Here is a 12,519-nt window from a genome sequence, read left to right on the forward strand (position 1 = left end):
GCCATGAGTACAGCATTGTTGCAAGAGCTTCATCAAGAAGTACGGCGACTGTATATTGCAGGCAGTGATTTGGCAGTCGGCGACTTCCGTCTAAAACGACTACTTCCGCAGTTCCAGCAGCTAGGTGAGCGGGCCCCCATTTTCAAGCGGCTGGCAGAAGGAATTGCATCATTAATTGAGCCTCCTGCGGGCAAGGAGCAGTCTTCAGCGGAGACGCTGCAGGACATTGGAATGCTCCTTCATTCCGTCTTATATACGCAGGGAAGCTCGGCTCCGGCAGGGCAGTTGACTGACATGGAGAGCTATCCGAGCAATCTGTCTACGAAGCTGTCTTACCGCAAGCTGGCGGCGGTGCAAGAAGCACTAACGACAACAGGCGGAGGACGCTATGAAGTGATCTTACAGGCATTCGAGGACGGTATGTTCGCGGATCTTCGCTTGTTGCAGTACGCGATTGCAGCCCTTGGAGACCCGTATACGGAAATTGCTGATCTAACTACGGATAAGATTCTTCCTTCCTACGGATCGCAAGTCGTACCACATCTGATGAAGACATTCCAAATCGATGGCGGCAAGCTGGAAGCGAGAAAGCTTCGTGTCATCGGTACCGTCGGCGGAGAAGACGTGGCATCGTTTATCTATGAAGCGGCACAGTCCGGCTCGGATGAAGTGAGAGCGACAGCAATCCGATTGTTGTCAGCCTATATCCAATATGAAGAATCAGTTCTTGAATGGACGAAAGAGAAGAAGAAGGCGATTCGGGAATCCGCGTATCATACGCTTGCGATCTATGGATCAGACAGAGCGGTGGAACGGTTGCATGAAGCGTTTGCCGGCAAGGATATTGAACTTGCCTCAGAAGCGGCAGCTGAATGTGATCATCCGCAGCTGACTGCCCTGTTGGTGCAGGATTTGGATCGCGATTTGAGCGCAGCGTTGGAACTAGCAGACGATAAGAAGAAGCTGGAGGCGGCTTGGACGAGGATCCGATATGTAGTTCGTGCATTGCATGAGAAGCGGTGCGCAGAACTCTACGACGTATATGCGAATTTCGTGGGCCGCTATGAAGAATATAGACCTTTCCAATGGCTGGAGCTGATCCACACTGTCGCTTGGTATATGGAGACAGAGAATTCGGAAGAGGCACTTGCTCATTTGCGAAAAATTGAAGATCTTGACGTACGCTTCATGTCTTATGCTGTTCGCGCCTCGTTCAATCTGTTATCACCAGAGGCAATGTACGATCACTATGTAGAATCGATGCGGAACAAGTGGAAGATGCAGACGAACAAAGAGATGCAGAGAAGGAAGAAGGAACTGTGCTCCACAATCGAAGCACTGGTACTGTCCAGAGAATATGTTGAGGTGCCTGCAGAGTGGAGCTATTCCAACGGAATGATGTCACTATACACGATTGTCATTCAACCACTTCCGCTTATTCTTGCTGCATGGGATGAGCGCTGGCTGGATTGGTTCATTGAGCAGAATGAGCTTGAGCTCGTATGTGCTTTTGCACGGCCGGGACACGAAATAAGCGCCAAGTTTATGTTGAGGAAGTTGGAGCAGCATCCTGAATTCCGCAATACGTACGCTGGCTTGATTTTGTCTGGATTGAAACGATCTGACTTGCCTGAAGAAGTAATGTGGGAAGCTTTAGTGGGGGCTATCGAGAACAAAAAAAATTCGAATTGTTACACATTTGATGGAAATGTGTATGCGTGCTTATATGAGCTGCCAGCTTCGTATCACGCCCGCTTGTCAGAGGTTCTTCCTATATACAAGTATTCGGCTGGCGAACAACTGCGCTATGTCGTGGAACAGATGGAGAAGAAGCAAGCAGTGGTTGCGTCAGAATCGGTATAGCGCTGATTCCTTCTAACACGGAAATTGAAGAATTGCGGGCGCATTGTCAGAGTTATAAGACAGGTGCGTGTAACGAGATTAAACGTCAGGGGAGATGATGAGATGGCAACGAGCCAACAGCAAATGCAGGATATCATGCGACTCTCAGCCGAGCGCTTGTATGAGGATGAGATTGCGGCACTACGCAAGGCGGACAAAGGAAAGATTCCAACAGGATGGCAAATGTCTCCGCAAGCGGTGCTCACGTTCATCACGGGAGGCAAGGCAGGAAAGACGACAATTACACCCAAATATATCGGCAACAGACGATTAGTGGAAATGGCGATTGCAACACTTGTGACAGACCGAGCACTCCTTCTGATCGGGGAACCGGGTACAGCCAAGTCATGGCTTTCCGAGAATTTGACTGCCGCCATTTACGGTAATTCCGGTCTTGTCGTACAAGGAACTGCTGGAACGAGCGAAGAACATGTACGGTACTCGTGGAATTACGCGATGCTCCTTGCGAACGGACCTACGCCGGAAGCGCTTGTTCAGAGCCCAATTATGCGGGCGATGGAGGCTGGTGGGATCGCTAGATTTGAGGAAATATCTCGCTGCGCCTCTGAGGTGCAGGATGCACTTATCTCGATACTTTCCGAGAAGACAATATCTGTGCCTGAGCTCGGCAAGGAAGTAAATGCGCGCAAGGGCTTCTCCATCATTGCGACAGCAAATACAAGAGATCGCGGAGTCAATGAGATGTCGGCTGCCCTGAAGCGCCGATTCAATATTATTGTGCTGCCAACGCCATCGGATATGAATACCGAGGTTGAGATCGTGAAGAAGCGCGTTCAGGAGATCGCTTCCGCTTATGATTTGCAGACAGCTGCTCCTTCTGATGAGGCGCTTCACAAGGTTGTGACCATATTCCGTGAGCTGCGCAGCGGCATGACGGTTGACAGAAAGGAGAAGGTGAAGTCTCCGGCGGGTGTCATATCGACGGCAGAAGCGATATCCCTGCTCACGAACAGCATGGCGCTTGCAGCAAGCTTCGGAAGCGGAGAACTGAGCGATGAAGACTTGGCGGCTGGACTCCAGGGAGCCATCGTGAAGGATGATGTTAAGGATAAACTCGTCTGGAAGGAATATCTCGACAACGTGATGAAAAAGCGCGGCGCGGAATGGCGCGGACTATACACGGCTTGTAAGGAGCTGAACGAGTGATGAGCGTGGTTGCGGCTTCTGCCGTGAACATATTCGGGGTTCGGCACTTATCGCCGGGCGGCGCGAAGCATATGTTGGATGAACTGGAGCGGATACAGCCTACAGCTGTGCTTATCGAAGGCCCCTCGGATGCGACGCCGGTCATCTGTCATTTGACGAACGAAGTAACGAAGCCGCCTATCGCCATTTTGGCCTTTACGGATGACTTGCCCGTGCGGACGGTCATGTGGCCATTTTCCGCTTATTCGCCAGAGCTGCAAGCCATGAGATGGGCAGAGCAACATGGCGCACAAGCTGCATTTATCGATCTTCCATCCTCTGTCACGCTTGCTTTGCAGGAAACACGGCATCGCGCAGATTCTGCTGATGAGGAAAGTGACAGCATGGAGACTGAATCATCTGAACAACGGATACAGGAAGGGGAACAGCGCTCGATTTACGGCCGAATTGCCGAGCTGGCAGGGGAGCCTGACTATGATACGTATTGGGAACGAAACTACGAGCACAACTTGAACCCGGGTGCCTATCGTGATTCCATATTGGCTTTTTCCGCTGAGATGCGGCTGTTAACAGAAGAGACAGAACGACTGACCGATCGCACGGAGTATGCCTACAACGCGATTAGAGAAGCATATATGCGGCGGAGCATCCAAGACACGATAAACGCAGGCCATGCTCCTGAAAAAATCGTCGTTATATGCGGTGCGTATCATGCTTCTGCACTGGCGGATCTAACGGCAGCGATGACGGATGAAGAAGTGGCGCAGCTGCCGAAGCGGAGCTCGAAGCTTACCCTGATGCCTTATTCCTATTATCGATTGTCCTCACGCTCAGGTTATGGAGCGGGTAATCATGCGCCTGGCTACTTCCAGTTGATGTGGGAGCACATGCTGGACGGCACGCTTGCTGATCTGCCCATGCATTATTTATCAGCAGTTGCCCGTCAACTGCGTGAATCAGGGACGCATCGCTCAACAGCAGAGGTAATTGAAGCCGTACGTCTGGCGCAATCGCTTGCCTCCTTACACGGAGGGAGTGCGCCGACCTTGCTGGATTTACGTGATGCGGCACTTACACTGCTCGGTCGCGGTGAACTGTCTGTCATCGCTGAAGCATTAGCGCGAATTGATATCGGAACTGCAATTGGATCACTTGCTGATGGTGTTAGCCAGACACCGATTCAGGATGATCTGAACCGTTGGCTGCGCAAGCTGAAGCTGGAGAAGTACAAGACGGCCGTGGCGACCGATCTGGCGCTTGATCTGCGCGAGAATCGTCGTGTCAGCTCGGAAGAAGCTGCATTTCTTGACTTGAATCGCTCATTTCTACTCCATCGGCTAACTCTGCTTGGTATATCGCTTGCGAAGCAGAAGCCGAGCGCGCAAGAGCAAGCAACCTGGGCCGAGCATTGGGTTCTTCAATGGACGCCGGAAGTAGAAATTGAAGTCGTCGAATCGACATTGCTGGGGGAGACAGTTGAGGTAGCTGCTGCTTACGTGCTTCAGCAGAGGCTGGATGGCTGCGTAACGATTGACGAGGCATCCAAGCTAATCCGCGTCGCCTGCGAGTGCGGCATGCTGACGCAGATGGAAGCCGCTCGCCAAGCGCTGCAGCGGCTGGCAGTGGACAGTCGGGATGTCGTTCAGATTGCGGCGGCTGCAAGAGACCTATCTACAATTATCCGTTACGGTGATATAAGACGTATCGATATGACGCCATTGCTGCCGCTGCTGGAGCAGCTGTTCTTCCGCGCTTGTCTGTTCCTGCTCGATGCCAGCAGCTGCAATGATGAGGCTGCCAATGCCATGATCATCGCTATGAACGAGTTGAACAGCATATCACTCGATCATAGCGAACGGGTTGATGAAGCGCTATGGCTGCAAGAATTGCAACACTTGGCAGAGCGGGATGATCGGAATCCACGGTTATGCGGATTTGCCTGTGCCATATTGATGGAACGCAACGTCATCTCTGCACAGCAATGTGCAGAGGAGGTGTCACGCCGCTTGTCCCCAGGTATCCCAGCAGAGCTGGGTGCGGGGTGGTTCGAAGGATTATCAATGCGCAATCGATATGCGCTGTTGTCACGCATGACGCTCTGGGAACAGTTGAATGAATATATTCTATCTCTTGATGATAGCGAGTTTGTAAGAGCACTCGTCTTCCTGCGGCGAGCATTCAGCACATTCGATCCGAGAGAGAAGGCGATGATAGCAGAGCTGCTTGGGGAATTGTGGGGCGTCCAACCCGAACAGGCCGAAGAGCTGCTTATGGGTGAGTTGAAGGAGGAAGAAGCGAGCATGATTGACGAATTGAATGATTTTGATTTTGGGGACATATAACATGAGCACATTCGCTGAATCACAAGCACTTACACGTTGGCGGCTCATCCTCGGCCAGCCAGCGGAGGCGCAGCTGTCCAGCTATTCCATGAATGGTTGTACCCATCTGTCGGAAGAAGAACAGATCATGGATCAAGCATTAGCTGCAATCTATGACGAGACGACTGATTCACAAGGTGGATCCGGCTCATCTGCTGGCGGCAAGGGCGCAGGACTAGGCAAATCAGCACCTCGCTTATCGAAATGGCTTGGAGATGTGCGTTCCTTCTTCCCTGAAGATGTCGTATCGATCATTCAGCATGATGCGATGGAGCGAAAAGGATGGAAGCAGCTGCTGTTTGAACCGGAGGTTCTGGCACAAGTAAAGCCAGATATTCAATTAGTGGGCACGTTGCTATCATTGAAGGGCAAAATCCCTGAGAAGACTAAGGATACGGCACGCATGCTTGTACAGGCGGTTGTGGATGATCTCGTGAAGCTGCTAGAAAATGATATACGTCGAGCGGTTACGGGGGCGCTAAATCGAAGACAGCATTCTCCACTTCCGTCTGTAAGCGGTATCGATTGGAAGAGAACCATTTCGCGCAACCTGAAGCATTATGATATGGAGCGGAAACAGATCATTCCGGAGCGGTTCTATTTCTTCGACCGCGCACAGCGCAATAAAGAATGGACGGTCATCGTAGATATCGATCAGAGCGGATCGATGGCGGACTCCGTAATATGGGCGTCTGTTATTGGGTCAATATTTGCATCGATTCCGTCGTTGGACACACGGGTTGTCGTATTCGATACCGAAGTGGTTGATCTTACAGAACAGTGTGCTAATGATCCGGTTGACATGCTGTTCGGGATTCAATTGGGCGGCGGAACGGATATTAACAAATCGGTGGCGTACTGTGAGCAGTACATATCGGAGCCGAAGAAGACATTGTTCATCATTGTGTCCGACTTGTATGAAGGCGGCAATCGTGGAGCGCTCATTCGCCGGATGAAGGAGCTAAGGGAAGCAGGGGTAAGGACGATGTGCCTGCTCGCGCTATCTGATCAAGGCCAGCCCTTCTATGATGAGAATCTTGCTAAGATTCTAGCGCGGGATGGAACACCATGTTTCGCTTGTACACCAAGCTTGCTGCCAGAATTGGTTGAAGGAGCGTTGAAAGGGCATGATCTGACTGAGCTGGCTAAGCGGGTAGGTACCAAGTGATGTGGTGCTCACAAAGTTATAGATCTAAAAAGGACAGGACGGTATGTTAACCGTCCTTTTTTCATTTTAATTTATGAACTGGAAGGCAAGATCTCTTGCTGAAAATTTGGTGCAGGTGATGCTCCATATGCGCCACGTAGTCTTGAATCAACCATTCCAAGGTCACGATTTGTCCGTCAGGGAGTTTGCAGCGCACATCAAGGCTTGGTTGAGAGAGATGTGTGATCACTCGAAGGACGGCTTGATTCAAGCTGCACCATAATCTGATTACGTCTTCAATAGGCGCGTTGTTGTACTGCTGCGCATCAACCCAATGGTTCTGATTATATGGAGTGATACTTGGTGGATCTGCCGAAACATTGGCGATTCCACTCTGCTGAAGCTGGATAAATCGTGATACATTGTTGATTGCTGAATCACATAGATGTCCGAGAATTTGCAGGCGAGACCATTTTCCTGGTGTACGCGGTTGATAGACTTCCTCTTGCAGCGCTTGAAACTGTTCAGGCACCGTATTCAAGGCAGCTTCGAGTCTGGCAATAGAATTTGCAATCAAAGTATCCTCTCCCATTGCATTGATTTTCCATCTAGACATCTATATTGTACTGCGATCATGGGTTAGCTGCCATAGAGCCGCTAAGAAATCACTTATTAAGAAGTGTTCTCTCGCAGCAGCTCAATGACAGGAACCGTTAGAAGGATGGTTTACGGTGCATTCAGCCTAGCACAGGATGAACCAAAATAAAATGGGAGATATGCGAAAACAGAGGTGAATATTACATACCTTATTGATGGAGACTGATTGGAAGCTTATGTTTTGATGAGGTATAGGTAAATAAGAAATGCTGGATACGATTACAACATCGAGTGTATTTAAAGCGATTAAATAAAGGCGGTTGGGGAGTCACGCTGACAATTGTAATTGTATAGTCAATAAAATAAATACGCTATAACTTGCAGGACTAAAAAAAGAACAATAGTGATCGAGCTATGTTGTTTACCATTGTGAGCGTGTTGATGAGCAGTTGTGTTACTCACGAGGTTACTGAGGTTGAAGTGCTGCTTTGAGGTGAATGGCTGCGAGTCAATTTCAGTCTGCGGAACAACAGTTGGTCCACTCCGAAGCGGCCTGCATTGGTATAGGCGACGAGAATGAACAACGTAAGGATAATCATGATAGGATTGGCGCTGATAGAACCACTTAGTAGAAATGACATATTCATTACAATGCCGAAAAATGCTGCAGTTCTCGTTAACCCGCCTACGATCAGGCCGATACCGACAAGAAGTTCTCCCCATTGAACCACGAGGCTGAATAGTTGGGCATTCGGGATTGCGACATGTTCGAGGAATGACGCCCACCAACTCTGAACAATAGGATTCTCGCCAGAAGCCTTTGCTAGAGCACCTTTCAAAAATCCGCTTGCATCAAAGCCTCCACCAGTCATTTTGTGTAATCCGGCTGAAACCCAGGTGTAGCCTACATAAAGCCGGAGGGCCAACAATAGTGCTGCTGCCCACACATTTTTCCGTAAAAAATCAATCATTAATCAATCCTCCTTAATATTCGTGTGATTCCCATATATAGGATGCATAAACACTTTATAGTGCAGGACGCTATTTTGCAAGCCCCATTAGAGCTATTTTTTGACTAAAAGCTTGCATTTTCTGCATGAATATAACGGATATCACATTATTATGCGTAATCACTAGAAAAATAGTAGGATTAAGAGAATCGTATCGCATCAGCCGTACAGACGGGAATCATCCAATGCTTATGAAGTAGTAAAGCACAGGCTATCTCCTATTGAGAATAGGGGATAGCCTGATAGCGCCACATGGTTAGAAATATTGAATTTGTAGGATAATCGCGCCGATTAACATGCCGCTGCCACAGCCAAGCGCATATGCGCTCAGCTTGCGGCTAACTGTCAACTTCCAGTGCTGAAGTGAAGTGTCGGCTTGAAGATGTCTATCTTCCTCGCGCAGTGCTTTCGATGTCGCTGTGAACATGGAGCCTAGTGAAGAAGCTCCACGTACAATTGGATTCAAAAATCCAGTACGCATAACATAAGCGAATGCACCAATAATCAATAGAATCAGTCCATACAGAAAGCATCTGTTCACACTGCCTACATCAATTCGATCACTCATAAGCCCGAATGGGGGAGCACTAATGATGTACACGATGGCCACGACGATAATCGACGATACCGCGTATCGTGCCAACATGATTATTGCTCAACACGCTTTGCGAAGCGCAGATCTGGATTAGAACGAACATCGAACACGATGCCTGTTACTTTTGGACTTACAAGTGCTGTATCCACGGAGAACAAGATCGGCATGATTGGCAAGTCTTCCATCAATACTTTTTCAGCTTGCTGGAGGATTTCAACCCGTTTGTTAGGATCCAACTCGTACGTAGATTTTGCAATCAGGTCATCATACTGTTTATTGTTCCAATTTGTGAAGTTGTTCGAGTTCGAAGATTGATAGTGAACAAGTACGCCAAGCGGATCAAGGAAGATTCCTTCCCATCCCATACGTGCAACTTGGAAGTTCTTCTGCTTAAACGTATCAATATACGTTTTCCATTCTTGTGCTTTGAGCTTCACTTCAACGCCGAGATTTTCTTTGAACATTGCCTGCAATGCTTCAGCCACTTTTTTGTGCTTATCAGCAGAATTCAATTTGAATGTAACAGGCGGCAGAGCGGACAATCCTTCTTCCTTCAAGCCTGCAGCGAGCAATTCTTTTGCTTTTTGAGGATTGAACTCGTAATACTTAGCTGCATCATCACGGAAGTCATTGCCCGATGGGTTCTTGATGCCGTATGGCACATAGCCGTAAGCAGCCTGTTCGCCTGCCTTCGTTACATTCTTCGTCAGCGTCTCGCGATCGATCGCATAGGAGAATGCTTGACGAATTTTTGGATTCGTAAATGGTTTTTCATTTACATTGAACGAATACGTATAGACACTGAACGTAGGATGAGCCAAGTATTCTTTATTTTCTTTCTCTTGATCCAGTGTGTCGATTGGCAGTGCTGTAATCAAATCAAGGTCGCCGGTTTTGTACATTTGATAATAGGTTGTTGCATCTTGCACCATTTTGAAATGGATGGTATCCATCGAAATGGCGTCTTTGTTCCAGTAATGATCGCTCTTTGCAAGTGTAATCACTTCGTTATGCTTCCATTCCTTCGAAGTGTAAGGGCCGTTGCCGACGATTGTGCTCGCTTCAGCTGCCCATTTCTCGTCTTTGTCTACGACCGTAGATCGAACCGGTAAATACGCATGTCCCATCGAGATAATCGGGAAGATACCGAGCGGTGCCTTCAATTCAACGATCAACGTATGATCATCTTTGGCTTTAACGCCTACGTCATCTGCGCTTCCTTTGCCTGTGTTGTACTCTTCTGCACCTTTAATGTAGTACAGTGAGGAAGGGTCGTACGCTGCTGTCTTCGGATTCAGCACCCGTTTCCAAGCGTATTCAAAATCTTGTGCGGTAACAGGATCACCGTTCGACCACTTCGCATTATCGCGAATCGTGAATGTATACGTCTTGGCGTCAGCAGATACATCGACTTTGCTTGCAGCACCTTCTACGATTTTGCCGGCTTTGTCATATGTGTAGAGGCCTTCATAAAGGTTATCGATAATAAAATAAGATGTTGTATCTGAAGCGAGAGCTGGATCTAGGGTATACGGTTCGCCGCCCGATAGATTCGTTGTGATCACTTGCGGAATCTTGTCGCTGGATTCTGTACCGGCAGCAGATGATTCCTTCGCTGTCCCGCTATTGCTTCCAGAGCATCCGGTTAAGGCAGTTGCGGTTAAAATAAGAATTGCTAACATTAGGTTCCATTTTTTCATGCTCGTTCCTCCAATAAAAAGCTTCATATGTAATAGATCTTCTTAATACAAGTGGCAGGCAACCCAGTGATTGCTGTACACTTGCTTGCCTTCCGGCATTTGAGTTGCGCATAGCTCCGTTGCTGCTGGACATCTGCTATGGAACGGACATCCGGTAGGCGGAGATAGCGGGCTTGGCGGATCGCCATGCAGTACAATACGTTCACGAAGCCTCTTATTTGAAGGGTTCGTTGTTGGAATTGCTGACAATAAGGCCTGCGTATATGGATGAAGCGGATTGGCGAATAATGAGCTTCGATCAGCCAGCTCCATCATTTTCCCTAAATACATCACGCCGATTCGATCACTAATATGTTTGACCATCGCCAGGTCATGGGCAATGAATAAATAACTTAAGCCTTGTTCGATTTGCAAATCCTTCATCAGATTTACAATTTGCGCCTGTATCGATACATCGAGTGCAGAGATCGGTTCATCAGCGACGATAAATTGCGGATTCACGGCCAATGCGCGGGCGATGCCGATACGCTGTCTTTGCCCGCCGCTGAATTCGTGCGGGAAGCGAAGTGCATGATCCGGGTGAAGCCCAACTTTCTCAAGCAGCTCAGCAATGCGCTCTTTGCGGGCCTTGCCCCTTGCCAAGCGATGTGCGTCGATTCCTTCGGCAATAATGTCGCCAACACGCAGTCGAGGGTTAAGTGATGCATGCGGGTCTTGAAAGATCATTTGCATGCTCCGATTCAGCTCACGACGTTCCAGGCCACGTGCGCTAGCCAATTCCTTGCCATTGAACACCACCTTTCCAGCTGTAGGCTCCAGCAGGCCTACAGCGACTCTGCCTAATGTTGACTTGCCGCTGCCGCTCTCACCAACAAGGCCAACCGTCTCGCCGGGAAGGATGGATAAGCTGATTCCGTCAACTGATTTCACGCTGTGATTCGAACCTGTCCGAAAATGCTTATGCAGTTGATGGAGCTCAAGAATAGGCTTCGACATATTCATTCCTCCTTGCAGGGCCTGTCCCGTGTCCGATTGGAGATCGGGGATCATTCAGCCAGCAGCGAGCGCTATGCTGATCTGTGAACGAATGGGTGTCCGGCAGATGCTGCAGGCAGACCTGCATGGTATAAGGACATCTCTTCGCGAAGGGACAGCCAGTGATCGGTTCGGATAACTCTGGAGGAGAACCTTCAATCGGTGTCAGCCGTTCATCCTCGGAGGTATCCAGCTTCGGCGTGGACTGAAGCAAGCCCCATGTATATGGATGCTTCGGACGCTCGAAGATATCTTCGACTGTTCCTGTTTCCACAATCATTCCGGCATACATGACTGCAACGCGATGCGCGACCTCAGCCACGACACCGAGATCATGGGTAATGAGCAGAATTGAGCTTCCCATCTGTTCTTGCAGCGTTGTCAGCATGTCAAGAATTTGGGCTTGAATCGTGACATCCAGTGCGGTCGTAGGCTCATCCGCTATCAGCAGCTTGGGATTGCAGGCGAGTGCAATAGCGATGGATACACGCTGCCGCATTCCTCCACTAAATTCATGCGGGTATTGACTGTATCTTCGTTCCGCATCTGGAATGCCTACGAGCTGCAGCAATTGTATCGTTCTCGTTCGTGCATCGGTTCTGGTAAGCTTCTGATGCTGTCGCAAACCTTCACTGATCTGCGTACCGATCTTCATCGTTGGATTCAAGGATGACATCGGATCTTGAAAGACCATACCAATCTCGGAACCCCTTAGTTTCCTCATCTGAGAGCGAGAGAGTGAAGTGATGTCTTGGCCTTGAAAATGAATGTCTCCACTCTTCAGCTTCGCATGTGGAGCAGGGAGCATTCCCATAATGGTTCGAGCGGTTATGCTTTTGCCGCTGCCGCTCTCGCCGACGATTGCGAGTGTTTCCCGTTCATCAATATGGAAGGACACGTCTCGCACGGCTTGAAGCTCTCTATTTCTTGATTGGAATACAATATGCAATTGTTGAACTTCGAGCAAATGCTTCATGAGTGCACC

10 protein-coding genes are annotated in these 12,519 nt (G+C 49.0%); 4 read left to right on the plus strand and 6 right to left on the minus strand.

Annotated elements, in window-relative coordinates:
• Positions 1–3: 3 nt before the first annotated feature.
• The 4 genes from BLS15_RS22050 to BLS15_RS22065 all read left to right on the plus strand — a co-directional run bounded on the left by BLS15_RS22050 (position 4) and on the right by BLS15_RS22065 (position 6,618).
• Positions 4–1,863, plus strand: a complete 1,860-nt coding sequence (locus tag BLS15_RS22050) for a HEAT repeat domain-containing protein (RefSeq protein WP_021253615.1) — start codon at positions 4–6, stop codon at positions 1,861–1,863.
• A gap of 102 nt (positions 1,864–1,965) precedes the next feature.
• Positions 1,966–3,069, plus strand: a complete 1,104-nt coding sequence (locus tag BLS15_RS22055; protein WP_036590943.1) for an AAA family ATPase — start codon at positions 1,966–1,968, stop codon at positions 3,067–3,069.
• Positions 3,069–5,411: a DUF5682 family protein gene (locus BLS15_RS22060; protein ID WP_090513741.1), complete on the plus strand. Its 2,343-nt coding sequence runs from the start codon at positions 3,069–3,071 to the stop codon at positions 5,409–5,411. Before BLS15_RS22055 ends, BLS15_RS22060 begins: the two co-directional genes overlap by 1 nt.
• A 1-nt stretch (position 5,412) precedes the next feature.
• Positions 5,413–6,618 carry a VWA domain-containing protein gene (locus BLS15_RS22065; RefSeq protein WP_021253612.1) on the plus strand — a complete coding sequence of 402 codons (1,206 nt, stop codon included), beginning with the start codon at positions 5,413–5,415 and terminating at the stop codon, positions 6,616–6,618.
• Positions 6,619–6,679: 61 nt separating this feature from the next.
• Here the strand turns inward: BLS15_RS22065 and BLS15_RS22070 are convergent, their stop codons facing one another.
• The 6 genes from BLS15_RS22070 to BLS15_RS22095 all read right to left on the minus strand — a co-directional run bounded on the left by BLS15_RS22070 (position 6,680) and on the right by BLS15_RS22095 (position 12,510).
• Complete coding sequence (locus BLS15_RS22070; protein ID WP_161627130.1) at positions 6,680–7,174, minus strand: DinB family protein; 495 nt, start codon at positions 7,172–7,174, stop codon at positions 6,680–6,682.
• A 478-nt stretch (positions 7,175–7,652) separates the two neighbouring features.
• Positions 7,653–8,165, minus strand: a complete 513-nt coding sequence (locus tag BLS15_RS22075) for a DoxX family protein (RefSeq protein WP_028531462.1) — start codon at positions 8,163–8,165, stop codon at positions 7,653–7,655.
• A gap of 295 nt (positions 8,166–8,460) precedes the next feature.
• Positions 8,461–8,850, minus strand: a complete 390-nt coding sequence (locus BLS15_RS22080) for a DUF3899 domain-containing protein (protein WP_021253609.1) — start codon at positions 8,848–8,850, stop codon at positions 8,461–8,463.
• A gap of 2 nt (positions 8,851–8,852) precedes the next feature.
• Positions 8,853–10,499 (minus strand): peptide ABC transporter substrate-binding protein, encoded by a 1,647-nt coding sequence (locus tag BLS15_RS22085; protein WP_090513744.1) that lies wholly within the window; start codon positions 10,497–10,499, stop codon positions 8,853–8,855.
• 42 nt (positions 10,500–10,541) lie between these two features.
• Positions 10,542–11,495 (minus strand): ABC transporter ATP-binding protein, encoded by a 954-nt coding sequence (locus BLS15_RS22090; RefSeq protein WP_021253607.1) that lies wholly within the window; start codon positions 11,493–11,495, stop codon positions 10,542–10,544.
• Positions 11,476–12,510 (minus strand): ABC transporter ATP-binding protein, encoded by a 1,035-nt coding sequence (locus tag BLS15_RS22095; RefSeq protein WP_021253606.1) that lies wholly within the window; start codon positions 12,508–12,510, stop codon positions 11,476–11,478. The genes BLS15_RS22090 and BLS15_RS22095 overlap by 20 nt, the downstream gene beginning before the upstream one ends.
• Between the last annotated feature and the right edge of the window lie 9 nt (positions 12,511–12,519).

Source organism: Paenibacillus sp. cl6col (assembly GCF_900102125.1).
Taxonomy (GTDB): Bacteria; Bacillota; Bacilli; order Paenibacillales; family Paenibacillaceae; genus Paenibacillus_B; species Paenibacillus_B suaedae.

What these genes read in the sequence shown, in the direction of transcription:
- BLS15_RS22050 (WP_021253615.1), top strand. Translation starts at nt 4, where the DNA reads ATGAGTACAGCATTGTTGCAAGAGCTTCATCAAGAAGTACGGCGACTG.
- BLS15_RS22055 (WP_036590943.1), top strand. Translation starts at nt 1,966, where the DNA reads ATGGCAACGAGCCAACAGCAAATGCAGGATATCATGCGACTCTCAGCC.
- BLS15_RS22060 (WP_090513741.1), top strand. Translation starts at nt 3,069, where the DNA reads ATGAGCGTGGTTGCGGCTTCTGCCGTGAACATATTCGGGGTTCGGCAC.
- BLS15_RS22065 (WP_021253612.1), top strand. Translation starts at nt 5,413, where the DNA reads ATGAGCACATTCGCTGAATCACAAGCACTTACACGTTGGCGGCTCATC.
- BLS15_RS22075 (WP_028531462.1), bottom strand. Translation starts at nt 8,165, where the DNA reads ATGATTGATTTTTTACGGAAAAATGTGTGGGCAGCAGCACTATTGTTG.
- BLS15_RS22080 (WP_021253609.1), bottom strand. Translation starts at nt 8,850, where the DNA reads ATGTTGGCACGATACGCGGTATCGTCGATTATCGTCGTGGCCATCGTG.
- BLS15_RS22085 (WP_090513744.1), bottom strand. Translation starts at nt 10,499, where the DNA reads ATGAAAAAATGGAACCTAATGTTAGCAATTCTTATTTTAACCGCAACT.
- BLS15_RS22090 (WP_021253607.1), bottom strand. Translation starts at nt 11,495, where the DNA reads ATGTCGAAGCCTATTCTTGAGCTCCATCAACTGCATAAGCATTTTCGG.
- BLS15_RS22095 (WP_021253606.1), bottom strand. Translation starts at nt 12,510, where the DNA reads ATGAAGCATTTGCTCGAAGTTCAACAATTGCATATTGTATTCCAATCA.